The organism is Pseudomonas karstica (genome assembly GCF_009707515.1).
GTDB lineage: Bacteria > Pseudomonadota > Gammaproteobacteria > Pseudomonadales > Pseudomonadaceae > Aquipseudomonas > Aquipseudomonas karstica.
Genome location: NZ_WLYI01000025.1, coordinates 19,989 through 44,138, shown reverse-complemented (window position 1 = coordinate 44,138; position 24,150 = coordinate 19,989). Strand labels below are relative to the sequence as shown.

24 protein-coding genes are annotated in these 24,150 nt (G+C 61.1%); 13 read left to right on the top strand and 11 right to left on the bottom strand.

Annotation, left to right across the window (positions count from 1 at the left end):
- Positions 1-180: 180 nt before the first annotated feature.
- Together GIR22_RS18000 and GIR22_RS17995 are read right to left on the bottom strand one after the other, a co-directional pair.
- Entirely contained in the window at positions 181-1,383 is a 1,203-nt protein-coding gene (locus GIR22_RS18000; RefSeq protein ID WP_154744649.1) for an MFS transporter, read from the bottom strand.
- A gap of 161 nt (positions 1,384-1,544) precedes the next feature.
- Complete coding sequence (locus tag GIR22_RS17995) at positions 1,545-5,831, bottom strand: DEAD/DEAH box helicase (protein WP_154744648.1); 4,287 nt, start codon at positions 5,829-5,831, stop codon at positions 1,545-1,547.
- 168 nt (positions 5,832-5,999) lie between these two features.
- On the opposite strand from GIR22_RS17995, the gene GIR22_RS17990 reads away from it, so the two are divergent.
- On the top strand, positions 6,000-6,890 hold the full coding sequence (locus tag GIR22_RS17990; RefSeq protein WP_154744647.1) for a sugar nucleotide-binding protein: 891 nt from the start codon (positions 6,000-6,002) through the stop codon (positions 6,888-6,890).
- Positions 6,891-6,929: 39 nt separating this feature from the next.
- Here the strand turns inward: GIR22_RS17990 and GIR22_RS17985 are convergent, their stop codons facing one another.
- The 5 genes from GIR22_RS17985 to GIR22_RS17965 form a co-directional block, all read right to left on the bottom strand.
- Positions 6,930-7,628 (bottom strand): OmpW/AlkL family protein, encoded by a 699-nt coding sequence (locus GIR22_RS17985; protein WP_154744646.1) that lies wholly within the window; start codon positions 7,626-7,628, stop codon positions 6,930-6,932.
- Positions 7,629-7,724: 96 nt separating this feature from the next.
- The gene (locus GIR22_RS17980; protein ID WP_154744645.1) at positions 7,725-8,243 is read right to left on the bottom strand and encodes a DUF3299 domain-containing protein; all 519 of its coding nucleotides are present in this window, start codon (positions 8,241-8,243) and stop codon (positions 7,725-7,727) included.
- A gap of 42 nt (positions 8,244-8,285) precedes the next feature.
- On the bottom strand, positions 8,286-9,551 hold the full coding sequence (locus tag GIR22_RS17975) for an ABC transporter permease (RefSeq protein ID WP_154744644.1): 1,266 nt from the start codon (positions 9,549-9,551) through the stop codon (positions 8,286-8,288).
- A 1-nt stretch (position 9,552) separates the two neighbouring features.
- Positions 9,553-10,263 carry an ABC transporter ATP-binding protein gene (locus GIR22_RS17970; RefSeq protein ID WP_154744684.1) on the bottom strand — a complete coding sequence of 237 codons (711 nt, stop codon included), beginning with the start codon at positions 10,261-10,263 and terminating at the stop codon, positions 9,553-9,555.
- A gap of 142 nt (positions 10,264-10,405) precedes the next feature.
- Positions 10,406-11,014 (bottom strand): DUF2796 domain-containing protein, encoded by a 609-nt coding sequence (locus GIR22_RS17965; RefSeq protein WP_154744643.1) that lies wholly within the window; start codon positions 11,012-11,014, stop codon positions 10,406-10,408.
- 133 nt (positions 11,015-11,147) lie between these two features.
- Here GIR22_RS17965 and GIR22_RS17960 point away from each other — a divergent pair, with 133 nt between their 5' ends.
- Positions 11,148-11,495 (top strand): hypothetical protein, encoded by a 348-nt coding sequence (locus GIR22_RS17960; protein ID WP_154744642.1) that lies wholly within the window; start codon positions 11,148-11,150, stop codon positions 11,493-11,495.
- Between the two features lie 42 nt (positions 11,496-11,537).
- Here the strand turns inward: GIR22_RS17960 and trxA are convergent, their stop codons facing one another.
- The 3 genes from trxA to GIR22_RS17945 all read right to left on the bottom strand — a co-directional run bounded on the left by trxA (position 11,538) and on the right by GIR22_RS17945 (position 13,604).
- Complete coding sequence (gene trxA, locus GIR22_RS17955; protein ID WP_154744641.1) at positions 11,538-12,410, bottom strand: thioredoxin; 873 nt, start codon at positions 12,408-12,410, stop codon at positions 11,538-11,540.
- A gap of 85 nt (positions 12,411-12,495) precedes the next feature.
- Positions 12,496-13,152 (bottom strand): class I SAM-dependent methyltransferase, encoded by a 657-nt coding sequence (locus tag GIR22_RS17950; protein ID WP_154744640.1) that lies wholly within the window; start codon positions 13,150-13,152, stop codon positions 12,496-12,498.
- Positions 13,149-13,604: a YbaY family lipoprotein gene (locus GIR22_RS17945; protein WP_154744639.1), complete on the bottom strand. Its 456-nt coding sequence runs from the start codon at positions 13,602-13,604 to the stop codon at positions 13,149-13,151. The genes GIR22_RS17950 and GIR22_RS17945 overlap by 4 nt, the downstream gene beginning before the upstream one ends.
- Before the next feature lie 139 nt (positions 13,605-13,743).
- On the opposite strand from GIR22_RS17945, the gene nrdR reads away from it, so the two are divergent.
- The 11 genes from nrdR to GIR22_RS17890 all read left to right on the top strand — a co-directional run bounded on the left by nrdR (position 13,744) and on the right by GIR22_RS17890 (position 22,046).
- Positions 13,744-14,214: a transcriptional regulator NrdR gene (gene nrdR / locus GIR22_RS17940; RefSeq protein ID WP_010174661.1), complete on the top strand. Its 471-nt coding sequence runs from the start codon at positions 13,744-13,746 to the stop codon at positions 14,212-14,214.
- Positions 14,211-15,347, top strand: coding sequence for a bifunctional diaminohydroxyphosphoribosylaminopyrimidine deaminase/5-amino-6-(5-phosphoribosylamino)uracil reductase RibD (gene ribD, locus GIR22_RS17935; RefSeq protein WP_154744638.1), 1,137 nt, complete (start codon positions 14,211-14,213; stop codon positions 15,345-15,347). Before nrdR ends, ribD begins: the two co-directional genes overlap by 4 nt.
- 34 nt (positions 15,348-15,381) lie before the next feature.
- Positions 15,382-16,044: a riboflavin synthase gene (locus GIR22_RS17930; RefSeq protein WP_154744637.1), complete on the top strand. Its 663-nt coding sequence runs from the start codon at positions 15,382-15,384 to the stop codon at positions 16,042-16,044.
- A 16-nt stretch (positions 16,045-16,060) separates the two neighbouring features.
- Positions 16,061-17,152 carry a bifunctional 3,4-dihydroxy-2-butanone-4-phosphate synthase/GTP cyclohydrolase II gene (gene ribBA / locus GIR22_RS17925; RefSeq protein ID WP_178122342.1) on the top strand — a complete coding sequence of 364 codons (1,092 nt, stop codon included), beginning with the start codon at positions 16,061-16,063 and terminating at the stop codon, positions 17,150-17,152.
- A gap of 88 nt (positions 17,153-17,240) precedes the next feature.
- Entirely contained in the window at positions 17,241-17,717 is a 477-nt protein-coding gene (gene ribH, locus GIR22_RS17920) for a 6,7-dimethyl-8-ribityllumazine synthase (RefSeq protein ID WP_154744635.1), read from the top strand.
- Complete coding sequence (gene nusB / locus GIR22_RS17915) at positions 17,714-18,214, top strand: transcription antitermination factor NusB (RefSeq protein ID WP_178122341.1); 501 nt, start codon at positions 17,714-17,716, stop codon at positions 18,212-18,214. Before ribH ends, nusB begins: the two co-directional genes overlap by 4 nt.
- 18 nt (positions 18,215-18,232) lie before the next feature.
- On the top strand, positions 18,233-19,198 hold the full coding sequence (gene thiL / locus GIR22_RS17910) for a thiamine-phosphate kinase (protein WP_154744634.1): 966 nt from the start codon (positions 18,233-18,235) through the stop codon (positions 19,196-19,198).
- A 38-nt stretch (positions 19,199-19,236) separates the two neighbouring features.
- Positions 19,237-19,965: a substrate-binding periplasmic protein gene (locus GIR22_RS17905; protein ID WP_154744633.1), complete on the top strand. Its 729-nt coding sequence runs from the start codon at positions 19,237-19,239 to the stop codon at positions 19,963-19,965.
- A 250-nt stretch (positions 19,966-20,215) separates the two neighbouring features.
- Positions 20,216-20,833, top strand: a complete 618-nt coding sequence (gene ribA, locus GIR22_RS17900; RefSeq protein WP_178122340.1) for a GTP cyclohydrolase II — start codon at positions 20,216-20,218, stop codon at positions 20,831-20,833.
- The gene (locus tag GIR22_RS17895; protein WP_178122339.1) at positions 20,830-21,249 is read left to right on the top strand and encodes a nuclear FMR1 interacting 1 family protein; all 420 of its coding nucleotides are present in this window, start codon (positions 20,830-20,832) and stop codon (positions 21,247-21,249) included. Before ribA ends, GIR22_RS17895 begins: the two co-directional genes overlap by 4 nt.
- Positions 21,249-22,046 carry a cobalamin-binding protein gene (locus tag GIR22_RS17890; protein WP_154744631.1) on the top strand — a complete coding sequence of 266 codons (798 nt, stop codon included), beginning with the start codon at positions 21,249-21,251 and terminating at the stop codon, positions 22,044-22,046. The genes GIR22_RS17895 and GIR22_RS17890 overlap by 1 nt, the downstream gene beginning before the upstream one ends.
- A 192-nt stretch (positions 22,047-22,238) precedes the next feature.
- On the opposite strand, the gene GIR22_RS17885 is transcribed toward GIR22_RS17890, so the two are convergent.
- Complete coding sequence (locus GIR22_RS17885; protein WP_154744630.1) at positions 22,239-24,128, bottom strand: TonB-dependent receptor domain-containing protein; 1,890 nt, start codon at positions 24,126-24,128, stop codon at positions 22,239-22,241.
- Positions 24,129-24,150 lie beyond the last annotated feature (22 nt).

The window sequence follows — 24,150 nt, the reverse complement described above, 5'->3', positions numbered from 1 at the left end:
GGTGACTGTGATGGTTGGGGAAAAGTTTCGACGGTTCTACAGGCGGCACATATCAATTGTAGGAACGAGAGGGCGCCTGGTTCTTGCTCGTGAAGAACGTAAGGCCAACGCATTTATTCAGCAGCCCTGCGTTATCGTTGACGCCCTTCGCGAGCAAATTCGCTCTACAGAAAAACGAAGTCAGTGACCGCCAACCACCCGGGTCGAGCGCTCGGCATGCACCGGTCCTAACCGATCAAGACGTCCGCTCCAAGCGGTCAACGCCAGCGCCACCAACACCACCGAACCGCCAATCCAGGCGGTATGGATCAAGCCCATGTGAGCGACGATCAACCCTCCGGCCCAGGCGCCGCCAGCGATTCCCAGGTTGAAGGCGGCAATGTTCAGGCCCGAGGCCACATCCACCGCGTTCGGCGTATGGTGTTCCGCCTGGCGCACCACATACACCTGCAATCCCGGCACGTTGCCGAAGGCTACCGCGCCCCAAACCAGTACGGTGGCCAAGGCCAGCCATGGGTTGCCGGCGGTCAGGGTCAGGATGAACAACACCACGGCGAGCAGGGCGAAGATGATTTTCAAGGCGCTGATGGGGCCGCGTTTGTCGGCCAGCTTGCCGCCCCAGATATTCCCGGCGGCGACTGAAATACCATAGACCAGTAACACCAGGCTGACAGTGCTGGCACTGAAACCCGAGATGTCCTGAAGGATCGGCGCCAGAAAGGTAAATGCGATAAATGAACCGCCGTAACCGATGGCAGTCATGGCATACACCAACAACAAACGAGGCTGTTTCAGCACTTGCAGCTGTTGGAGCAATGAGGCTGGCTTGCTGTGGACGATGTTATTCGGCACATAGATCAGGCTGCCGATAAACGCGATCACACCCAGGGCCGAAACGGCAAGAAAGGTTTCGCGCCAGCCGAAGTGTTGACCGATAAACGTCCCAAGGGGCACGCCGGTGACCAGGGCCACGGTGAGGCCGGTAAACATGATAGCAATGGCGCTAGCGGCTTTTTCCTTGGGTACCAGGCTGGTGGCGATGGTCGAGCCGATGGAGAAGAACACCCCATGAGCCAGGCCGGTGACGATTCGCGCCAACACCAGGGACTCATAGCTGGGGGCCTGCCAGGCCAGCAAGTTGCCCAGGGTAAATAGCACCATCAGCGACAATAGCAGTAACTTGCGCGGTACTTTGCCGGTCAGGGCAGTCAACACTGGAGCGCCGATGGCAACGCCCAGGGCGTAAAGGCTGACCAGTAGACCGGCGGATGGCAAGTCGACACCCAGGTCGGTGCCGATGGTGGGTAGCAGGCCAACGATGACGAACTCGGTCGTCCCGATGGCAAAAGCGCTGAGGGTCAGCGCGAGCAAAGCAATGGGCATGGCTGCAAACTCCGGAGGATTTCAATCAGGAGCGCAGTGTCAAGGTTGGGCTTGTGCAGAAAAAGACAGGTATTGGCATTTGATATTTGCTTGGCATGCACAGATCGATGCTGAAACTGAACGGGCTTGTGTTGAGGCCTGAGCAGCAGCTACCCCCTAAATCAATGCCGGACCAACTTTTCCCGGAGTAACCTCGCCGCCTGCTGATCCAGCTCCAGCAACACCTGTTGCTTGCCGGCAATCTCCACCGCCGCCGGCAAGCCATCACGGTACACCAGCCGATTGCCGCTTAGCGCCGGTACCTTGCTGCCTGGCAACAACGTGCCTACCAGGTTCAATGGGTCGGCTCCGCACACTGCAATCAAGCTGCCGTCGTGGGGCCGACGCCGAACCTCGCGCAGCAGCGGGATAGCTTCCGGCAGGGCGAATTGTTCACCTGCCAGACCGCTGACAAACCGCCCACCACGAATCTCGCCGCGTGCCTCCAGGCGATGGAGGGTGCGTAGCAATTCCCGCCAATTGGGCAGCCAATCCGCTTCGCGCTCCAGCAACCGCCAGAACACCACGCCGTAACGGCGCAACAGCGTCATCGCCACATGCTCCAGTGTCTCGGCCGAATGAGCCGCCGGGCGTGTACCGTCCGTGACGGAGGCTCTGCGTATCAATGCCCAGCGCCCAGCATCGTCCATCCCGCCGACAAACGACCCGCGCCCGCGCCGACTGTTACGGGCCTGGCGTTTACTCACTGGTGTGGTCAGCGCGCGCAGCCCGGCGAAGCTGTCGGCATTCACTTGGCCGGCGCCTACCAACTCCTGCAAGGCCGTTTCCAGTTCACTGCGCAAGAGATGGGCTTCATGGACCAGCTCATCGAAAAACAACGCGCCGTGGTCGCGCAAGGCTTGATGGACTTTCTGCGCCTTGGGAGACAATTCATGCTCAGTCGTTTCTGTCAGTCCACTCCATAACGCTACCTGGCTACGCGGCAACACCACCACCGGCGTACTGCGCAGGGCAGTTGAGCTGGCCCTGGCACCGAGGCGAGCCCATACAACCTTGCCGCTGCGGCACAATTCGTCCAGCCAACTGGGCGAATAGTCCTTGATCCGCGCGCTCAGCAAATCACTGTCCCATGCCGATGTGGCAGCGGGATAGCCTTCGAATTGGCCGATAATCTGCGTCAACACTGCGCTGCCCTGGCCGCGAGTGTCGTCGGACAGGTGTTGCCAATCGAACAGAAAGCGCATGAAGTCTTGCAACGCCACCGGCTCGATTTCCCGGCGCAAGCGTTTGACGGTGTAACGATGAATCCGCGCCAGCAGATGCCGTTCGCACCATTGTTCTTCCTGCGCCCCCGGGCTGAACCGCCCGCGCAACCCATAACCTTCGAGCTCCAGTTGCGACAGGGCCTGGGTCACGACGGCCGGCGGCAATGCCAAGGGCGCGGCGATCTCCATCAGAGTCAACGGGCCGAAGCCGCCGAGCCGTGCCCGCAGCACTTCCACCAGCGCCTCATCAAAGCTCCAGGGTGAATCGAAGCCAGGCAGCAAGGGCAGATCCGCTGCCGTATGTGGATAGAGGGCTTGCACACAACTCAAGCGTTCCAATGCCACCCACACGGCGTGCCCGGTGTCGATCTGCAGACGGCAGGCGCGTCCACTGTCGGCCAAGGCGTGTAGCCACTCGCACCATTGCGTGGTGACCTCGGTTTCGGCGATGCACGCCAGGCTTATCAACGCCTCGTGCATTTCATCCAGGCCATGGGGCGCCGGCCAGGCTTCTTCACGAACCCCCGCAATAGCCTGGGCATCCAGCGCGCCGAGGTCGTCGGTACTTTGCGGGTCGCTCCAACGCCGGTTGAGCACGGCCTGGGTGCGGCGCTCTTCCAGCGGAGCGTCATCGAGGAAGGTGTAGGGGCGGGCGCTGAGAATCTCTGCCGCCAGCGGCGAGGGCGCTGGCAGGTCGCGGCTGATCAGGCGAATCTCGCCGCGTTCCATACGTCGCAGCACGGTTAGCCAGCCTTCGCTGTCCATGGCCTCGTGCAGGCAGTCGTCAAGGGTCTGCTCCACCAGCGGATGATCGGGTATTTCCCGTTCGCCAGCGAGGTTTTCCAGGCACGCGATTTGATCGGGGAAGACGCTGGCGATCAGGTCTTCACTTTTCATCCGCTGGATTTGCGGCGCCACCTTGCGCCCGCCGACATAGCGCGGCAACGCCAGGGCTACACCGGCATTCCAGCGCCAGCGCACGCCAAACAGCGGCGCATCCAGCACCGCCTGGATCAGGATGTGCTCGGCGCTGTTGCTGTGTAAATAGCGCCAGACTTCATTCAGCTCGAAGCTGTGGCTGGTGGACAGCGATAGCACGATGGCGTTCTCGCTGGCGGCGGCTTGCAGTTCGAAATTGAAGGTTCGGCAAAAGCGCTTGCGCAAGGCCAGGCCCCAGGCGCGGTTGATGCGGCTGCCGAACGTCGTGTGGATGATCAGTTGGGTGCCGCCGGACTCATCGAAAAACCGCTCCATGATCAACGTGTCCTGGGACGGTAACGCGCTGAGGGCGAGTCGGGCCCGGGCCAGGTAGTCCAGCAGTTGTTCGGCGCTGGCCAGGTTCAGGCCCAGGGTGCCTGTCAGCCAGTCGAGGCCGGGTTGCAGGTTACCGGGGGTGGCCCCCAACATGTCATCCAACTGCCCATGCAAGCGCGCCACGGCGAATGACAACTCGGTGCTGCGTCCTGGTGCTTCGCCGAGCCAGAACGGAATGGTGGGTGGTTGGCCGTGAGCGTCTTCGACCCGCACCTTGCCGGTTTCCACCCGCAGGATGCGGTAGGAGGTATTGCCCAACTGGAAGATATCCCCGGCGATGCTTTCCACGGCGAAGTCTTCGTTGACGCTGCCGATGTTCAGGCTTTGTGGTTCCAGCAGCACGTTGTAGTCGGCGTTGTCGGGGATGGTGCCGCCGCTGGTCACCGCTGTCAGCTTGGCGCCACGGCGACCGCGCAGGGTACGGGTCAGGGCGTCACGGTGCAGGTAGGCGCTGCGGATGCCCTGGCGACCGTTATAGCCTTCGGCGAGCATCTGGAGCAGCGCTTGATAGTGGTGATCATCCAGTTTGGCGTAGGGCCAGGCGCGGTGGATTAAATCGAGTAGGGCTTGTTCCTGCCATTCCTGGCAACTGACCTCGGCGATGATCTGCTGGGCCAGTACGTCCAGCGGCGAGACCGGGATCAGCAAGGTGTCGAGCTCGCCCCGGCGCACGCAGTCGAGCAAGGCGGTACATTCGATCAGGTCATCGCGGGTGGTGGCGAACAAGCGGCCCTTGGGTGTTCCGCCGACCTGATGCCCGGAGCGGCCGACCCGCTGCAAAAAACCATTGATGGAGCCGGGTGAGCCAATCTGGCACACCAGGTCGACATCGCCGATATCAATCCCCAGCTCCAGGGACGCAGTAGCGATCAGAACCTGCAAAGCGCCACTCTTGAGCCGTTGCTCGGCGTCCAGGCGCAACTCCTTGGCCAGGCTGCCGTGGTGGGCGGCTACGGCGTCTTTGCCCAGGCGTTCGCTCAAATGCCGGGCCAGGCGTTCGGCCAGGCGCCGGGTGTTGACGAAAATCAGCGTGGTGCGGTGGGCGCGGGCCAGTTCGGTGAGACGATCGTAGACCAAGTCCCAGACGTCATTGGCCATTACGGCCGACAGCGGCACGGGCGGTACTTCGATGTCCAGGTCGCGGGGGCGGGCGTGGCCAATGTCGACGATCTCGCAGGGCCGGCCGGTGCCCACCAGAAAACGTGATACCGCTGCGATGGGCTTTTGTGTGGCCGATAAACCGATTCGGGTCAGCGGTTCGGCACAGAGTGCCTGCAAGCGCTCCAGGCTCAAGGCCAAGTGGCTGCCGCGCTTGCTGGCGGCGATGGCATGGATTTCGTCGACGATTACCGTACGGGCACTGGCGAGCATCTGCCGGCCGGAGTCCGAGCCCAGGAGCACATAGAGCGATTCCGGGGTGGTAACCAGGATATGCGGCGGCTTTTTGCGCATCTGTGCACGATCTTTTTGCGGAGTATCGCCGGTGCGCACGGCGGTACGGATCTCCAGGGACGGCAGGCCCTGATGCTGCAAGTGCTCAGTGATCCCGGCCAGCGGGTTTTGCAGGTTGATCTGGATGTCGTTGGACAACGCCTTGAGAGGCGAGACGTAGACCACCAGGGTTTGCTCTGGCAATTGTCCGCCATTGGCCAAGCCTTGATGGACCAGGTCGTCCAGCACCGCGAGAAAGGCCGTCAAGGTTTTGCCAGAGCCGGTGGGTGCGGCGACCAGGGTTGAATGGCGCTGGCGGATCAGCGGCCACGCCTGGGCTTGGGCCTGGGTCACCGATGGGAAGCTACTGCGAAACCAGGCGCTGACGGCGGGATGGAAACCGTTCAACACCGTGTCCGTGGATTGGGAAAGGTTCATACACAGATTTATGCGTCGAGCCTGCACAAGTTGCAACCCCCGCACTTTCTAAGTGACGGTTGCGCTACAAACCCGCAAAATGCAACGATTCTGGCAAATACCAACGGCACGGCTCACCAGCTTGTCGATAATAACCATCGTTCCAAACAGACCGGGCCTGCTCAATCTATGCGAATGCGCCTTATGTTACTGGGCGGCGGGAATGCCCTCGGGCAGGCGCTGATTCGCCTCGGTGCGGAGGAAGACATCGGTTTCCTCGCACCCAAACCGCCCCAAGACGGCTGGGATGCCGCAAGTCTTACCCAATTGCTCGACGACACCCGTCCCGATGCCTTGATCAACCTCGCCTATTATTTTGACTGGTTCCAGGCGGAGTCTGTCAGTGAAGCTCGCCTGGCTGCGCAGGAGTTTGCCATCGAGCGGCTGGCCGAACTGTGTCAGCACCACGATATTACCTTGCTGCAGCCGTCCAGCTACCGGGTGTTCGATGGCTCCCGCGCCACCGCCTACAGCGAAAAAGATGAGCCGGTGCCCTTGGGCCTGCGCGGCCAGGCGTTGTGGCGCATCGAGCAGAGCGTGCGGGCCACTTGCCCGCAACATGTGCTGCTGCGCTTTGGCTGGCTGTTGGATGACAGTGTCGACGGCACTCTTGGGCGCTTCCTGGCCCGCGCCGAGACCCTTGACGAATTGCTGATGGCCGATGACCGTCGTGGCAATCCGACGCCGGTGGACGATGCCGCGCGGGTGATTATTTCCGTGCTCAAGCAACTCGATTGCGCCGCGCCGTTGTGGGGCACTTACCACTACGCCGGTCATGAGGCCACCACGCCGCTGGCCCTGGGCCAGGCGATTTTGACCGAAGCGCGCAACTTCCATGCGCTGGCGGTTGAGTCGCCCACCGCCCAAGCTCACGCCGCACGGCCGGATGCCGGTGATGAGCCGCAACATGCGGTGCTGGCCTGCAAGAAAATCCTGCACACCTTCGGCATCAAGCCGCGGGCGTGGCGGGCGGGATTGCCGGCATTGCTGGACCGCTTTTACCGGCATGGACAAGCCTAAAAGGTGCCTGTTTCAGGCACCCTTTATGTTTTTTGAAGTTTAGAACTTGTAGCCAATCCCCACCATGTAGACCATCGGATCAACATCCACGTTGACCTTGGCCCGTGTACCGGCAGCCAATGCATTGTTATCGACAGTGGCTTTGGTGCTGATGTCGATGTAACGCACCTGGCCGTTGATCATCCACTTATCGTTGATCATGTAGTCGGCGCCGATCTGCGCGGCCCAGCCCCAGGAGTTCTCAGCCTTGAAGTTGCTGAAACCCGCCTGCTCGGCGCGGCTGCCGACGTGCTCGTCGTAAATCCAGGTGTAGTTGATACCGGCACCGACATACGGCTGGAACGCCGACTTACTGTCCAACGGGTAGTACACGATGCTCAAGGTCGGCGGCAGGTGCTTCAGGCTACCGAGCTTGCCGTTGGCGGCACCCAGGGTGGTATTCTTGATTTTCACATCATGCTCGAAGGGTGTGGCCGCCAGTAGTTCGATACCGATGTGGTTAGTCAGCATGTACGCGAAGTTGAGGCCCAGTTGAGTGTCGCTGCTCATGGTCGCCTTACCGCCCAGGTTGGTACCTGCCAATGGGCCCTGGTCAACCTTGACATGCCCGCTGTCGGCCTTCGGGTTGACGGTGATCGCCCCCGCGCGGAGCAGAATGTCACCCGCTTCGTGAGCGTGGACGGCAGGGGCGATGAGGGCGAGCGCGCAGAGAGACGCGCCGAGCAGAGACTGGTTCATGGGAGCTCCAAAGGACGTTTTAAGTTGGCTATGTCCAATGGTAAAGATCGTTTCGCTCGAGTCTTTGACTCAGCTCAATGAAACGCGGATCACGGGTTACTCCTGCAGCTCATAGATATAAATCTTCTCGGCATCCATCTGATAACCGGCATCTGCAAGCTCACTGCTAGAGGGTTTGACCTGCATCTGCCCTTCGATCCAATACGGCTGATACAACTCATCCAACTTCACGCCCACCTCGCTTTTGACATGCACGATCTGGTTCGACGGTGGTGGCGGCACATGGATGCACGCGCCGAAATACGGCACCAGCAAAAACTCCGTAGTACGGCCTTCTTCGCTGACTTCCAGGGGCACGATATAACCCGGCAGGCGAATGTGCTGGCCGTCGAGGCCTTGTACGACCGGTGCATCGGGCAAGTCTTGTTTGGCCGCTGGTGCAGACTCGACGGACAAGGCATCGGCCATGCTCGACAAGTCGTGCAGCGGTTGCATATTGGGGATTTCCGGCGGCGCATCCGCCGGGATCATCTCCTGCCAGGACAAGTCCTTGGGCTGGGCGGCCCAGGTGGGCAGCGCCACCAGCAATAACAGTGCAAGCAGAGCACGGTGCATCAACGACTCCTTAGTGGGTAGCTTGAAACTTGCAGATGCTGTTCACAGCCGTATGGACAGGCCATCGGCCAGGGATTGTCGATAGGCGCGCCAGGCTGGCACGCTGCCCATCAACAGTGCGGCGATAAGGATACCGGCCAGCAGCGTCCACTCATATTCGCTTGGCCAGGACAGCGGCAAATCCAGCCCGTAGTTGGCCTGTAGATAGCCCCGCGAGGCGGCGATGCACACGTACAACAGCCCAACGCCTGCGACGACACCGGAGAATGCCAGGGCGAAGGCTTCAAAAATCAGCAGGGTCGCAATATGCCAGGGGCGCGCGCCCACGGAACGCAGGATCGCCATTTCCCGGCGACGCTCGTTGAGGCTGGTGAGAATCGCCGTGAGCATGCCGATCAACCCCGTCAGCACCACAAACAACGAGATCACGAACAGCGCCTTTTCAGCCGTGCCCATCATGCTCCATAGCTCTTGCAAGGCCACGCCCGGCAGGATCGCGAGCATTGGCTCGCCACGAAACTCGTTGATTTCCCGTTGCAGGGCGAAGGTGGAGATCTTGTTGTTCAGGCCCAGCATGAAGGCGGTGATGGCCTGGGGTGTGAGGTCCATATTGCGCGCCTGGTCGGCGCTGATCCGGCCTTTGCCCTGGGCTGGCACTCCGTTGTGCCAGTCGATGTGAATCGCTTCCATACCGCCGAGGCTGATGTGCAGCGTACGGTCCACCGGAGTTCCGGTGCGCTTGAGGATGCCAACCACTTTGAAGGGTTTGTCATCGTGCTTGACCAGGCTGACCACGGCCACGCCATGGGCCAGCACCAGCTTGTCGTCGAGTTTGTAGTGCAGTGCATCGGCCACTTCTGCACCGAGCACCACCTCAAAAGGGTCGGTGGCGAAGGCACGACCGCTGGCCAGTTCCAGGTTCTGCCTGCGGCCGTATTGGTAGTGCTCGAAGTAGGATTCGTTGGTACCCATTACCCGGTAGCCACGATGGGAGTCGCCGAGGGAGATCGGGATCGCCCATTTCACCCGGGGGTTGGCGGCGAAGTGCTCGTAGCTGTCCCAGCGAATATTGTTGGTGGCGTTGCCGATGCGAAATACCGAGTACAGCAACAGGTTCACCGACCCGGAGCGGGCGCCAACGATCAGGTCGGTGCCGTTGATGGTGCTGGCGAAACTGGCGCGGGCTTCGGTGCGTACCCGTTCCACCGCCAGCAACAGGCACACCGAAAGGGCGATGGCGAAAGCGGTGAGGATCGCGGTAAAGCGGCGGTTAGCCAGGCTGGCCATGGCTAGACGGAACAGATACATCTCAAACCTCTACAAGCATGGCGGCGCGATTGAGTTCGGCCAGCGACAGGTTTCGGTCGAACAGCGGTGCCAGGCTCTGGTCATGGCTGACAAACAACAGACTGGAACCCGCTTCGCGGCATTCAGCGAATAGCAACTGGATGAACGCTTCCCGGGCGTCGTAGTCCAGAGCCGAAGTGGGTTCGTCAGCGATCACCAGTTCCGGTTGGCCGATCAGTGCCCGAGCGGCGGCAACCCGTTGTTGTTGGCCGATGGACAGGGAGTCTGCGCGGCGTTCCAGCAGGCCCTTGTCTTTCAACCCCAAGTGGGCCAGCAAGGTGGTGGTGGCCTGGTCGATACTGCCATGACGCTGGACCGCCCGCTGCGCCCGCAGCTTGGAGAAATGACAAGGCAGTTCGACGTTCTCGCGCACTGAGAGAAACGGCAGCAGGTTGAATTGCTGGAAGATGTAGCCGGTGTGATCGACACGAAAGCGATCACGGTCACCCGCCGAGAGTTCGGTAAGCTCCTGGCCCAGCAGATGAATACTGCCGCGACTGGGTTTTTGCACACCGCCCAGCAGGCCCAGCAGCGTGGTCTTGCCGCTGCCGCTGGGGCCTTTGAGGAACAGGGTTTCCCCTGGTTCCAGGCGAAACGCCGGGATGTCCAGCAACTGTGGATGACCGGGCCAGTTGAAGCTCAGGTCGGACAGTTCGATAAGTGCTTGGGTCATGGTTATAAAATCACGCATCCGGCTATCTTTACTGTAGGAGCGAGCTTGCTCGCGAAGGTCGTTAACGATAACGCGGGAAATCTGATGCCTCGAGGCGTCCTCAGGTTCTTCGCGAGCAAGCTCGCTCCTACAGGGGTTCGTTTCAGAATTTGAGAGTAGCGGCTGCGGCCGTCGTTTCAACACCCTGCTGGCCGCTCGGGCCAATGAGTTGTACCTGGATTTTCTGCGTGGCGGGAAAGGTCTTGAACACTTGGGTCAGGTCGAGGTTGCTCAGGGCGGTTGGGGTGGCGCAAGTGAATTGGTAGTGCGCGTGGATTTCGCTATGGTCGTGATGATGCTCATGGGAGGCCACGCCTTTGCCGTCGGTGGCGTGATCGTCGTCATGATCGGCTTCAGGCTTGTCGCCGAACAGCGGGCTATTCAATTCCTGGGTGCTGACCACACAACCAGCGGCTTTTGGCAGGCTGAACAGCGCCAATGGTTGTTCCAGCTGTTTGCGGGCGGCGGCGACCTTGGCCTTGTCGGCGTCAGTAGTCGCCTGATGTTCGAAGCCCACCAGGTTCATCGCCGGACTTTCCAGCTCCAGCTCCAGAGCCTGGCCATCGAGTACTGCGTTGAGGCGGCCAACACCGTGTTCATGGGCGCCGAGGCTGCCGTGTTCATGGTCATGGTCGTGGTCATGCTCGGCGGCGGCCTGGGCACAGGCCAGTGGCAACAGGGCGAACGGCAAGGCGAGCAGCAAACGGCGCATAGCGAAACTCCAGGAAAAGATGAAGATTTTGTTATGTGATCTTATAACAATACTGTCGAGAGTTTGACCGCCTGCTTGGCGTTGCGCAAGGCGCATGGGAGCATGTCGTCAGAAAACTGCAGGAGTAGAGGCGATGTTGCGAGTTCGTGGAACCATCGGCGACCTGCCGGTGGACTTGACCCTGGAGCTGGACGAAGGCGACTGGGCTCAGTTGGGCGCGCAGTTGCAAACGGTCAAGCCGGCAAGTGCGGCCCCTGTGGCGCCAGCGCCATCGGTCAATCAGGATGCTGCCCTGTGGCAGGCCACCCAGGACCTGCTGCGCCAGGCCGGGCAGCTCAGCGGGCCTGAGTTGCTGGATCAGTTGGAAGGATTGGCCGGCAGCGCCTCGGCAGGCAAGCGCCTGTTGGTACGCCTGCGCCATAGCGCCAGGGTGAAAGTGGTCAGCGAAGGCGATGTGCCCCAATACCACTGGATCGGCTGACCCTCTGTAGGCGCGAGCGAGCTCGCGCCTACGCCAAAGCGCTCAATACAATGCGGCGAACAGCTTGCGTCGATAGGTGGTGACGAGCGGGTGATCATTGCCCAGCAGTTCGAACACCTGTAGCAACGTCTTGTGAGGTAAGCCCTCGCTGTAGCTGCGATTGCGGATAAACAGCTTGAGCAAGCCTTCCAGCGCCGCCTCGTATTGCTGGCGTGCCAGTTGCTGCACGGCCAGTTGATACACCGCCTCGTCATCCAGCGGGTTTTGCGCCAGGCGGCCTTTCAGTTCGGCGGCGTCCGGCAGGTCTGCGGCCTGGCGCAGGAAGGTGATCTGCGCCCTGGCGCCGGCCAGGGCGGCCTTGTGTTCGTCGCTCGTTACTGCATCAAGCACGGTTTGCGCTTCGCTCAGTTCGCCCCGCTCGGCGAGGCAGCGCGCATAGAGAATCAGCGCGCCGGCGTTGGTATTGTCTTCACCGAGCAAGGTCACCAGCGCCGCTTCGGCATCACTGATGCGACCGTCGGCAAACAACGCCTGGGCCTGCTCCAACGGGTCAGCGGCGACTGGCGGCGGCATTTGCACATGAGGCTCCAGTATCGCCCGCACCGCGGATTCCGGCTGCGCACCGGCAAAGCCATCCACGGGTTGGCCGTCCTTGAACAGCACCACGGTTGGCAGGCTGCGAATGCCGAAGCGGGCAACCACGTCCGGTTCCGCATCGCAATCGACCTTGGCCAGCAGCAGTTCACCCTGATAACTTTCGGCAATTTGCGCCAGCATCGGCATCAACGCCTTGCACGGCGCGCACCACTCGGCCCAGAAGTCCACCAGCACCGGTTTGTGGAAGGAGTTCTCGATTACCGCCTGGTCGAAGGTGGCGGTGGTGGCGTCGAAGATGTACGGCGTGGGCTCACTCATGGGGTATCTCGAACAAAGCGTGGGATGGGGCAACTATAAGGGCTGGCGGGGTTGGCTGAAAGCGGGGCAGCGGCTATACCAGGCCTCAAGTGCGCTGCGAATGGTACAGGCTGACCTTGCGAAACTCCCAGGGCTCGGCCAGGTCCGGCAAGGTCAGGGCATCCAGGATCTCCAGCCGCTGATAATCCGGGTGCTGGAAATCCCTTACGCGGGAGTCCGCGACTAACGCTTCGCGGCCGCGAGTGAGGAACTGATCCAGTAATGGCAAATTTGCCCGGTCGTACAAGACATCCGCCACCAGGATCAGATCAAAACGATCCGCTTCGGCGAAAAAATCCGCCGAATAACCCAGCTCAACGCGATTAAGTTGTGCATTGGCCCGGCAGGATGCCAGCGCCAGGGGATCCATGTCGCAAGCCACGACTTCCAGTGCCCCGGCTTTCACTGCGGCAATCGCGGCCACACCGGAACCCGCGCCAAAGTCCAGCACCCGTTTGCCCGCAACCCACTGTGGATTGGCTGCCAGATACCGCGCGAGCGCCAGGCCGCTGGCCCAGCAAAAGCTCCAATACGGCGGCTCATGCAGAATGCGGCGGGTTTCTTCCTGGCTGAAAGCGCGGTCCATGTTGTCGGCATCCAACAGCCAGAGTGACAACTCAGTGCCCGGCAACGGGCAGGGCACCAGGTGGGCGTCGCCGATCAGTTCACTCAAGGCCCGTTGCAGGTCCAGCGGTGGCGTCATGGTGCCTTGACGAATTGCAGGGGGCCGGTGGTCTGGGTGATTGCCTGAGTGATGCGCACGGCGGGCAGGTGCAGGATCAACTGGCCGGACTGGCTGGCGCGACCGCGTAATTCAACCTGCGCGCCGGCTGGAAAGGCTTCGGGGCTGAAGCGCAGGCGAAAGGCCAAGGGTTTGTTGTTGCCGATCAGGACGCTGCTGGCGAGCAGTTGTTGCGGACGGCTGCTGTCATCGATCACCAATAGCGCCAACTCGACTTCCGCGCCAGCCGGCACGCCGTTCAGAGTCCCGCTGATTTCACGTTGGTAGGCGGGCAACGGGCCCAAGTCTTCGACATTCGGGATTTTTTTCTCTTGCTGTGGTGCCGGGGCGGGTGCCGCCGGTTTTGGGGCATCGCTGCTGCAGGCGACCAGAAAACTGAACAAAGTAAGCAGGACAAACGGTCGTAGCGACATGTATGGCTCCAAAAAAGGCGAAAATCTGTGGCTTAAAGATATGAAACATAATAGTCGGCCTATATACCGTAAAGGCAATGGCTTGTCTTGCCACGGGGATGCGCTACCATGGCCCTCCCATTTTTTGTTGCCTGCCACCATGCACTGTCCCTTCTGCGGTGCCAACGACACCAAGGTCATTGACTCGCGTCTGGTCGCCGAGGGCGAACAGGTGCGTCGCCGGCGTGAATGCCTGGCCTCTGGCTGCGGTGAGCGTTTCACCACCTTCGAAACCGCCGAACTGGTATTGCCACGTCTGATCAAGACTGACGGCAGTCGCCAGCCCTTCGACGAAGAAAAACTGCGCGCCGGAATGCAGCGTGCCCTGGAAAAACGCCCGGTGAGTGTCGAGCGGCTGGAAGCGGCACTTGTGCATATCAAGCACAAGTTGCGGGCAACCGGCGAGCGCGAAGTCAAATCCCTGGTAGTTGGAGAGTTGGTGATGGCCGAGCTGCAAAAGCTCGACGAAGTCGCCTATATCCGTTTCGCCTCGGTGTATCGACGCTTCCAGGATCTTAACGAGTTCCGGGAAGAGATCGACCGCCTGGCCCGTGAGCCGGTTAAAGAATGAACCTACCTTCGGCAGAACAAACGGTCCTCGATGCCCATTACATGGCTCGCGCCCTGGAATTGGCGCGCAAGGGCCTGTACACCACTCACCCCAACCCACGGGTCGGTTGCGTCATTGTCCGTGACGGACAGGTTGTCGGCGAAGGCTGGCACGTGCGCACCGGCGAGCCTCACGCCGAAGTCCACGCCCTGCGCGATGCTGGCGACAAGGCCCGGGGTGCCACGGCCTACGTGACCCTTGAACCGTGCAGCCACTACGGGCACACGCCGCCCTGTGCCGATGCCCTGGTGAATGCAGGCCTGGCGCGGGTTGTCGCGGCGATGCAGGACCCAAACCCGGAAGTTGCCGGGCGTGGCATGCGACGCCTGGCCCAGGCCGGAATTGAAATCCACAGCGGTTTACTTGAAAACGAAGCGCGGGCCCTCAACTCGGGTTTCCTCAAGCGCATGGAACATGGGTTGCCGTTTGTGCGGGTCAAGTTGGCCATGAGCCTGGACGGTCGCACGGCGATGGCCAATGGCGAAAGCCAATGGATCACCGGCCCAGCGGCGCGTGCTGCGGTACAGCGCCTGCGAGCCCGGTCCAGCGTAGTGCTGACCGGTGCCGATACGGTGCTGGCCGACGGCGCCCGCCTGACTGTACGCGCCGCCGAGTTGGGGTTGGATGAAGAGACCACGGCCCTGGCCATGTCCCGTCCACCGCTGCGGGTGCTGATCGATGGCCGCCTGCGGGTACCGCTGGACGCGCCGTTCTTCAAGGCAGGGCCCGCGCTGGTCATCACCTGTGTGACCCCGGAAAACCAGTACCCCACAGGCCCCGAGTGCCTGGTGGTACCGGGGATCGATGGCCAGGTAGACCTGCGTTCCGCCTTGGTGGCCCTGGCAGCCCGCGGTGTCAATGATGTGTTGGTGGAAGCGGGCCCAAGCCTGGCCGGTGCCTTCGCCCAGCAGGGCCTGGTGGACGAATACGTGATTTTCGTCGCAGGCAAGTTCCTCGGCTCCGCTGCCCGGCCTTTGCTGGACTGGCCGCTTGAGAAACTGGGCGACGCACCCCAACTCAAGATCACTGAAATGCGCGCTGTAGGCGACGACTGGCGAGTCACTGCCATTCCTGTCCCATCGGCAAGCGTATAATTCCCGGCCTGCGCCACGTCTTCAGGAGAACTGCATGTTTACCGGCATTATCGAATCTATCGGCAGCATCCGTGCAATGGCCCCAAAAGGCGGCGACGTACGGTTGTTGGTTGAAACCGGCAAGCTCGACCTGAGCGACGTCAAGTTGGGCGACAGCATTGCCGTCAGCGGCGTGTGCCTGACTGTCATCGAGTTGCCTGGCAACGGCTTTGCCGCCGATGTCAGCCGGGAAACCCTGGACTGCACCGCGATGAACGACCTCAAGAGCGGCAGCCCGGTCAATCTGGAAAAAGCCCTGACCCCGACCACCCGGCTCGGTGGGCACTTGGTCAGCGGTCACGTCGACGGTGTCGGCGAAGTGGTTGCCCGCAGCGAAAACGCCCGTGCCGTGGAGTTCCGTATCCGCGCGCCCAAAGAACTGGCCAAGTACATCGCCCATAAAGGCTCGATCACCGTCGACGGCACCAGCCTCACCGTAAACGCCGTCAATGGCGCCGAATTTGAACTGACCATCATTCCCCACACCTTGAGCGAAACCATCATGGCGTCCTACCAGCCAGGGCGCCGAGTGAACCTGGAAGTGGACTTGCTGGCCCGTTACCTGGAACGCCTGCTTTTGGGCGATAAGGCCGCAGAGCCAACGTCCGGGAACATCACTGAAAGCTTTCTGGCCGCCAACGGCTACCTCAAATCCTGACCCAAGGGGGTGCCGCGTGGCGCTCAACAGCATCGAAGAACTGGTAGAAGACATTCGCCAAGGCAAGATGGTCATCCTCATGGATGACGAAGACCGCGAGAACGAAGGCGACCTGATCATGGCCGCCGAGCTTTGCCAGCCTGAACACATCAATTTCATGGCCAAGCACGCCCGTGGCCTGATCTGCATGCCCATGAGCCGTGAGCGCTGTGAACTGCTCAAGTTGCCTCTGATGGCGCCGCGCAACGGTTCGGGTTTCGGCACCAAGTTCACCGTGTCCATTGAAGCCACCACTGGCGTCACCACCGGTATCTCCGCTGCTGACCGTGCCCGCACCGTGCAAGCGGCCGCAGCGAAAGACGCCAAGGCCGAAGACATCGTCAGCCCTGGTCATATCTTCCCGCTGATGGCCCAACCGGGCGGCACCCTGGCCCGCGCTGGCCACACCGAGGCCGCCTGCGACCTGGCGCGCATGGCCGGTTTCGAGCCGAGTGGGGTGATCTGCGAGGTGATGAACGACGACGGCACCATGGCCCGTCGCACAGAACTGGAAGCGTTTGCTGCTGAACATGACATCAAGATCGGCACCATTGCCGACTTGATTCACTATCGGATGATCCACGAACGTACCGTTCAGCGGATTGCCGAACAGCCGCTGGACAGCGAACTGGGCCAGTTCAACCTGGTGACCTATCGTGATTCGGTGGAGGGTGATGTGCATATGGCGCTGACCCTGGGCAACATCTGCGCAGAGGAACCGACCCTGGTGCGCGTGCACAATATGGACCCGCTGCGGGACCTGTTGATGGTCAAGCAACCGGGCCGCTGGAGCCTGCGAGCCGCGATGGCCGCGGTATCCGACGCAGGCAGCGGCGTGGTGTTGTTACTCGGTCATCCGCTGGATGGTGATGTGTTGCTGGCCCATATTCGCGAAACAGCTGACCCGGTTCCGGTGAAAAAACCGACCACCTACAGCATCGTCGGCGCCGGTTCGCAGATCCTGCGGGACCTGGGCGTGCGCAAAATGCGCCTGATGAGTGCGCCAATGAAATTTAATGCGATATCCGGTTTCGACCTGGAAGTTGTAGAATATGTGCCCTCCGAATAAAGGCCGGCGATTTTCGCCCCTTGTTCGCGGTTAAAACATCACCGAGGGATGCACTTTTCGCATCCCGGCTCTTTAAGAGATTTGTCGAATGACCCTGAAGACCATCGAAGGTACCTTCATCGCCCCCAAAGGCCGCTACGCTCTAGTGGTTGGCCGTTTCAACAGCTTCGTGGTTGAAAGCCTGGTAAGCGGTGCCGTGGATACCCTGGTTCGCCACGGTGTGAGCGAAAGCGATATCACCCTTATCCGTGCCCCTGGCGCCTTCGAGATTCCACTGGTTGCGCAGAAAGTTGCTCAACAAGGAGAGTATGCGGCGCTCATCGCCTTGGGTGCAGTCATTCGTGGCGGTACCCCGCACTTCGAATACGTGGCTGGCGAATGCACCAAGGGCCTGGCCCAGGTGTCCATGGAGTTCGGTGTGCCCGTCGCGTTTGGCGTGTTGACCGTTGACTCCATCGAGCAAGCTATCGAGCGTTCCGGCACCAAGGCCGGCAACAAAGGTGCTGAAGCAGCCCTGTCTGCCCTGGAAATGGTCAGCCTGCTGGCGCAGTTGGAGGCCAAGTGATTAGCGACGAAAGTGATCGTTTCAACCCCCGTGACCCGCGCCCAGCGGACGCCGGCAAGCCATCGAAGAGCGAAAAACGTCGTGCGGCTCGCCAACTCGCGACCCAGGCGTTGTATCAGCGGCACATGGCAGGCACCTCGCTGAACGAAATCGAGGCGCAGTTTCGCGTCGACAACGATTTCAGCACGGCAGATGCCAGCTACTTCCACGACATCCTGCACGGCGTCCCGGCCCACCTGTCAGATATCGACGCTGCGCTGACTCCGTGCCTGGACCTGACCATCGAAGAGCTGGACCCAGTTGAACTGGCCGTACTGCGCCTGTCCACCTGGGAACTGCTCAAGCGCGTCGACGTGCCGTATCGCGTCGTGATCAACGAAGGTATCGAACTGGCGAAAGTCTACGGTTCCACCGATGGTCACAAGTTCGTCAACGGTGTGCTCGACAAGCTGGCACCACGCCTGCGTGAAGCCGAAGTGAAGGCGTTCAAGCGCTAACTGGCGCTTGCTTGCGCAATGGGCGAGTTTGAGCTGATCCGCACGTTCTTCGCTGCCGCGCCTTGTGCACAAGGCGGCGAGGGCATTGCCCTGGGGATCGGCGATGACTGCGCCCTGCTGGCGCTCCCTCCTGGGGAGCAGCTGGCGATTTCCACCGATACCCTGGTGGCCGGTGTGCATTTTGCCGACCCCTGTGATCCGTTCCTGCTTGGCCAGCGCTCGCTGGCTGTGGCAGTTAGCGATCTGGCGGCCATGGGCGCCCACCCCCTTGCCTTTACCCTTGCCCTGACCACCCCGACGGTTGATGCCGATTGGCTGCAACGCTATGCCCAGGGTTTGAACGCCATGGCGCTTAATTGCGGTGTGGGCCTGGTGGGCGGTGACACCACCCGTGGGCCGTTGAGCCTGACCCTGACCGTGTTTGGCCGGGTTCCGGCCGGGCTGGCCTTGACCCGTCACGGCGCACAGCCAGGAGACTTGTTGTGCGTCGGTGGTGAGCTGGGCAATGCCGCCGGCGCCTTGCCTCTGGTACTGAACCAGCGTACCGCTCCGGCAGCCATTGCCGAGCCACTGCTGGCCCATTACTGGTCACCGCAGCCGCAATTGGCCCTGGGTTTGGCCCTACGGGGCAAAGCCACGTCAGCCATGGATGTTTCCGACGGCCTATTGGCTGATTGCGAGCATATCGCCAAGGCTTCAGCGGTCCGCTTGGTGATTGAGCGCCAACGACTACCCTTGTCCTCGGCGCTGCTGGCTTTTCTCGGCGACGATGAGGCCAGGTCTGCGGCCTTGAGCGGTGGCGACGACTACGTATTGGCGTTCACGCTGCCACCGGCCGAGCTGGTACCGTTACAGGCAGACGGCTGGCCGGTCCAGGTGGTCGGACGCGTTGAGCAAGGCCAAGGCGTCGTTCTGGTGGACCCTGCCGGGCAGGACATCACCCCTGTGATTCGTGGCTATCAGCACTTTCGCGAAACGCACTGACACATCCACCCAGCAGTGTTTTACGTGAGGTCGTGGTTATGGTTGTTTGTCGCTGGCTATTGATACTGCTGTGTGTATTAGTTTCTTCGGCCAGGGCCGACGACGTCCCCGTGGTGCCCGGCCAGATTCACCTGGCCAGTGAAGCCTGGAATGACTACACCAACGCCGATGGCACTGGTCTGGCATGGGATCTGCTGCGGGAAATTTTCGAGCCTGCCGGGGTCAAGGTCAAGATTCGCAGCATGACTTACACCCGATCCGTCGGCCTGGCCCGGCGTGGCGAAGTCGACGGCTGGGTCGGCGCCTACCGTGATGAAGCCGAGGGCATGCTTTACCCACGCAGGCACTATGACTCTGATCACATCTACGCCCTGGGACTGGCGAGCAGGCCGACACCGACCCTGGCGACCCTGGGCAAATACCGCCTGGCCTGGGTGCGCGGCTACAAGTACGAGAAATACTTGCCCAATATTCACCGTTTCAATCAGATTGAGCGCCGTACCGGGATTCTGCCAATGCTTCAGTACGGCCGGGTGGATTTCTACATCGATGCCCTGAGCGAAGCGCAATACGTCCTCGAGCAGGCCCCGGACCCATCTGTGCTCAAGCTCACTCACGTAGCCGAGTTGCCGTTGTACCTGGGTTTTACCGACAACGAGCGAGGACGGGCGTTGATGACGTTGTTTGACCTGCGCATGGATGTCCTGGTGAAAAGCGGTGAGTTGAAGCCGATTTTCGAGCGCTGGCACCAGCCGTATCCGTTTTAGTGGGTTTTTGTAGGCGCGAGCTTGCTCGCGAAGAACGCCAAGGCACCGCGTAAACTCAGAATGTCAGCTTCACCGTTAGCGACCTTCGCGAGCAAGCTCGCTCCTACAGCGTTGGCATGCCTTTTCATAGAATCAGGTCAAAGGCCAATCGAACCGATTGATCTTTATCAACGATAATTCAGCTTAAGCGTCTGTAGGAACCTGCTGTTACAATGCCTACCTCTGTGAAATCTGAAATCAGGAGCACATGGTGCCCGTCGTTTTCGTCGCTGCTTCCAAGCTGCCTACCCCTTTTGCCCAGTTCACCATGCACGGCTTTCTTGAAGAGGCCACCGGGCGCGAACATGTTGTCCTCAGCCTGGGTGATGTGGCTGATGGCGCCCCGGTGCTCGGCCGTTTGCATTCCGAGTGCCTGACCGGTGATGCCTTGTTCAGCCAGCGTTGCGACTGCGGTTCGCAACTGGAAGCCGCCTTGCAAGCCATTGCCCGTGAAGGTCGTGGCGTATTGCTGTACTTGCGCCAGGAAGGCCGTGGCATCGGCTTGTTGAACAAAATTCGCGCCTACGAACTGCAAGACGGTGGCGCCGACACCGTGGAAGCCAATGAGCGCCTGGGCTTTGCTGCCGATCAGCGTGATTACGCCATGTGCCTGCCGATGCTTGAGCACTTGGGCGTCCAGTCATTGCGCTTGATGACCAACAACCCGCGCAAGGTCAAAGCCTTGACCGACATGGGCATTACGGTTGCCGAGCGCGTGCCGTTGCACACCGGTCACAACCCGCACAACAAACTCTACCTGGCCACTAAGGCGAGCAAGCTCGACCACATGATGGGCAACGAGCACCAGGGCGAGGCCGACCGGGCGTGACCCGCGGCCAGGTCCGGCGGCGACTGTCCGTCAACTGGTGGCAGTACTTGGCCCTGGCGCTGCTGCCGCTGTTTGTGATCAACCTGGTGTTTGGCAAGACCGAGCCATTGCTGCCAGTGCTGGCCATGCCGTTGTTTATCGCCGGTGTAGCATCGATGTTTGTCAGCCTGCGTTATTTCCACGGCTATAAACACGGTCTGATCGCTACCCACAAAGCCCTTGATACCCCTGAAGAACCGGCTGCCTGGATCTCCCTGGCGGCCCGTCGGCGCATGGCACTGCTGATTGCCGCGTTGCCCGCCTGGGTCGGCGCCCTGGCCGTATTTGTCGGCCTGGAAGCGGTACCGCTGTTTTTGCTGGCGCTGTCGACCCTGGTGCTGTTCTACCTCTATCGCATTCCGCGTCAGTTGGGTTGATGCGCGCCTGGCTGGCGGTTCTGCTGCTGGCCGTCAGCGTATCGTCCAACGCCGTGGAGCGGGTAGTCAGCCTGGCTCCGTCCTTGTCTGAAATCGTCGTTGAACTGGGCGCTGCCGATTTGCTGGTGGGCGTGCTGGATGGCGGCGATCGACCTGCGCAATTGGCGCACGTGGCCTCCGTCGGGCGTTACGGTCAGTTGGACATGGAGCAATTGCTCAGCCTCAAGCCCGACCTGATCCTGCTATGGCCCGGCAGTGTCGGGCCTGCGCAGCGCGGGCAGCTTAGGCACCTGAATATCCCGGTCTATGTGGCCGAGCCCCATAGCCTCGAGCAGCTCACCCGCCAGGTCGAAGCCATCTCCCGACAGTTGGGGCGTGCCGAAGCAGGCAAACAATTGGCCGCGCAACTGCGCCAGCGCCTTGATGGGCTACGTCAGCGTTACCGGCGAGCAGTGCCGTTGCGGGTGTTTTACCAGGTGTGGAATCAGCCGCTGTATACCGTGGGCGGCGGGCAGATCATCAGCGATGCGCTGAGTGTGTGCGGGGCGCGCAATGTATTCGATGACCTCAAGCTGCCGGCACCACAGGTCAGTCTTGAGTCGGTGTTGCAGCGCAATCCCGAGGTGATCCTGGCGGGTGACCAGGCACAACTGGATGCCTGGAAGGCTTGGCCGCAGATGGCTGCGGTGGCGCAGGGGCGCTTGTTGCAAGTGCCAGACAAGGGTCTGGAGCGGCCCAGTGGGCAGATGTTGGAGGCGGTGGCCAGATTGTGCCAGGTGATTGCTCCGGGCCTTTAAGATCCCTCTGAGGGCTTGGTTTTCTGTTGCCGCTGTCGAGGCACGAGGCTGCGATAAGAGCCGAAGGACCTTCAACGGTGCCAAGACCCTGGCGACTGCTACGCAGCCGATCGCAGGCTGCGCCAGCGGCTACAGGTTTTCGGCAAGCTCAAGAGATGTGTAGGTGCCCATGCAGGCAGTCCATGTTTCGGATCAGATTTGCGGCGTCCAGGTTACCCCAACCATCAAGGCCCGGCCTTCCTCGCGATAGCCATACTGCGCGCCTTGATGCTGATACAGCGTCCGGCTGTAGCCTTTGTCCAGCAGGTTATCGACCTTCATGTCCAGCTTGATCTCGCGATTGACTGCCCAACTGCCGCGCAGCCCGAGTAGCCCGTAACCGCCCAGTCGCTGCTGGTTCTTCGAGTCGTCGTAGCTACTGCTCACCGCTTGCCAACTGGCGCCGACACCGAACTGCTCGAACTGGCGATCCAGGTCCAGGCTCACGGTGCGTTTGGCGCGACGAGTCAGGGTGTAGCCGCTGTCGCGGTCCCGTGGGTCGATGATTGCCAACCCAAGGCTGCCTTGCCAACCGAACAGCTCTTGCTTGAGCGCCGCCTCGAAACCGTTGATGCGCGCCGAGGCAATGTTTTGCGGGCCGTCGCTAGCGAACACGATCGCGTCCTTGATGTCGGTCCGGTACAGCGAGGCTTCCAGCCGGCTGGTGTCGCTGAGCTGGCTGCGCCACTGCACTTCGTAGCTTTTGGAGGTTTCGGGTTTCAAGTTCGGGTTGCTGTTTTGAAAACCGTTGTCGTTCGGGTAGTAGAGGTCGTTGAACGTCGGGGCGCGAAAGCCCTCGCTGTAGCTCCACAGCAGGTCATTGTCCGGGTTGAGGGGCAAGGTGAGCGTGCCGCTCCAACTGTTCTGGCCGCCGAACTGCTGGTTCTGGTCGCGGCGCAGACCCAGTTCGGTGGAGAAAAACTGCCCTTGAAAGCGGTGCTGGATAAACGCTGCACGGTTCCAGCGGCTGTCTTCGGCAAGCGTTGTGCTGCTGTTGACCTGGTCTTCGTACCAGTCGCCGCCCAGGATCAGGCTGTTCTGTTCATTCAGGGCCAGATCGTTCTGCCAGTTCAGCGAGTTGCGATAGGTATTGAATACGCTACGTTCGGCGCTGAGCTTGTCGAGGGTTTCTTCACGGTTTTCGCTGTGGCTCAATTCCACCCGGGACGTCCAGGCGTCGTTGATACGCGCATCGACATAGCTGCTGACGCCGCTTACGGTGAACTGGCTGTAGGGCTTTTGTTGGAAAACCTGATAATTGGCGTCGTAGCGCCCGAACGGGTTGTCGAACTCGCTTTTGCCGCGGTTATCGAGCACGTTCAGCCCAGCCTCGATGTCGTCATTGAAGGCATGGCTCAGGCTGAAACTGACAGAGCGATTGCGATAGGCATCATGGTCGCCATCGCTGGGGTACGACGTGTGGGTGCGATTGATCCCGGCGGTCTCATCCAGGCTGGCGCCTAGGTTAAAGCGGGTTTGCTCGTCACCACCGGACAAGCCCAGGCTGCGCTCCCAGGTCTGGTTACTGCCAAACCCTACGTGGACACGTGGCTGCAGGCCGGACTCGGTGCTGCGGCGGGTGAAAATCTGAATCACCCCGCCAATCGCATCGCTGCCGTAGATCACCGAGCGCGAACCGCGCAACACTTCCACCCGTTCAATTTGCTGGATATTCAGGTGTTGCAGGTTGCTGTCGCCGGAGGTCGAATTGCCGATGCGCTGTCCATCTACCAGCACCAGGCTTTGCGCAGGCTTGGTGCCGCGAATATAAATACTGGCCAGGCTGCCACGACCGCCAGCCTGTGAGACCTGCACACCCGGCACGCGGCTGAGCAGATCGGTCACGCTGGAGGGTTGCAGGCGGTCGATGTCGTCACGGGTGAATACGGTGTTGGCGGCGCTGCTGTCATTGCGCGCTTGAACTTGACGATTGGCGCTGATTACCACGTTGGAAAGCTTCAGCGCGTCGTCGCGCTCGAAGCTGGCGGCGAGCAGGTCAGCGGCGGGAAGCAGCAGGGGCAGGGCAAGACACAGGCGTTTCATGGACTGTCCGTAGCGCTTATAG

Excerpts from the sequence above, each read along its gene's own strand:
- GIR22_RS18000 (WP_154744649.1), bottom strand. The coding sequence starts at position 1,383 with ATGCCCATTGCTTTGCTCGCGCTGACCCTCAGCGCTTTTGCCATCGGG.
- GIR22_RS17995 (WP_154744648.1), bottom strand. The coding sequence starts at position 5,831 with ATGAACCTTTCCCAATCCACGGACACGGTGTTGAACGGTTTCCATCCC.
- GIR22_RS17990 (WP_154744647.1), top strand. The coding sequence starts at position 6,000 with ATGCGAATGCGCCTTATGTTACTGGGCGGCGGGAATGCCCTCGGGCAG.
- GIR22_RS17985 (WP_154744646.1), bottom strand. The coding sequence starts at position 7,628 with ATGAACCAGTCTCTGCTCGGCGCGTCTCTCTGCGCGCTCGCCCTCATC.
- GIR22_RS17980 (WP_154744645.1), bottom strand. The coding sequence starts at position 8,243 with ATGCACCGTGCTCTGCTTGCACTGTTATTGCTGGTGGCGCTGCCCACC.
- GIR22_RS17975 (WP_154744644.1), bottom strand. The coding sequence starts at position 9,551 with ATGTATCTGTTCCGTCTAGCCATGGCCAGCCTGGCTAACCGCCGCTTT.
- GIR22_RS17970 (WP_154744684.1), bottom strand. The coding sequence starts at position 10,263 with ATGACCCAAGCACTTATCGAACTGTCCGACCTGAGCTTCAACTGGCCC.
- GIR22_RS17965 (WP_154744643.1), bottom strand. The coding sequence starts at position 11,014 with ATGCGCCGTTTGCTGCTCGCCTTGCCGTTCGCCCTGTTGCCACTGGCC.
- GIR22_RS17960 (WP_154744642.1), top strand. The coding sequence starts at position 11,148 with ATGTTGCGAGTTCGTGGAACCATCGGCGACCTGCCGGTGGACTTGACC.
- trxA (WP_154744641.1), bottom strand. The coding sequence starts at position 12,410 with ATGAGTGAGCCCACGCCGTACATCTTCGACGCCACCACCGCCACCTTC.
- GIR22_RS17950 (WP_154744640.1), bottom strand. The coding sequence starts at position 13,152 with ATGACGCCACCGCTGGACCTGCAACGGGCCTTGAGTGAACTGATCGGC.
- GIR22_RS17945 (WP_154744639.1), bottom strand. The coding sequence starts at position 13,604 with ATGTCGCTACGACCGTTTGTCCTGCTTACTTTGTTCAGTTTTCTGGTC.
- nrdR (WP_010174661.1), top strand. The coding sequence starts at position 13,744 with ATGCACTGTCCCTTCTGCGGTGCCAACGACACCAAGGTCATTGACTCG.
- ribD (WP_154744638.1), top strand. The coding sequence starts at position 14,211 with ATGAACCTACCTTCGGCAGAACAAACGGTCCTCGATGCCCATTACATG.
- GIR22_RS17930 (WP_154744637.1), top strand. The coding sequence starts at position 15,382 with ATGTTTACCGGCATTATCGAATCTATCGGCAGCATCCGTGCAATGGCC.
- ribH (WP_154744635.1), top strand. The coding sequence starts at position 17,241 with ATGACCCTGAAGACCATCGAAGGTACCTTCATCGCCCCCAAAGGCCGC.
- thiL (WP_154744634.1), top strand. The coding sequence starts at position 18,233 with ATGGGCGAGTTTGAGCTGATCCGCACGTTCTTCGCTGCCGCGCCTTGT.
- GIR22_RS17905 (WP_154744633.1), top strand. The coding sequence starts at position 19,237 with ATGGTTGTTTGTCGCTGGCTATTGATACTGCTGTGTGTATTAGTTTCT.
- GIR22_RS17890 (WP_154744631.1), top strand. The coding sequence starts at position 21,249 with ATGCGCGCCTGGCTGGCGGTTCTGCTGCTGGCCGTCAGCGTATCGTCC.
- GIR22_RS17885 (WP_154744630.1), bottom strand. The coding sequence starts at position 24,128 with ATGAAACGCCTGTGTCTTGCCCTGCCCCTGCTGCTTCCCGCCGCTGAC.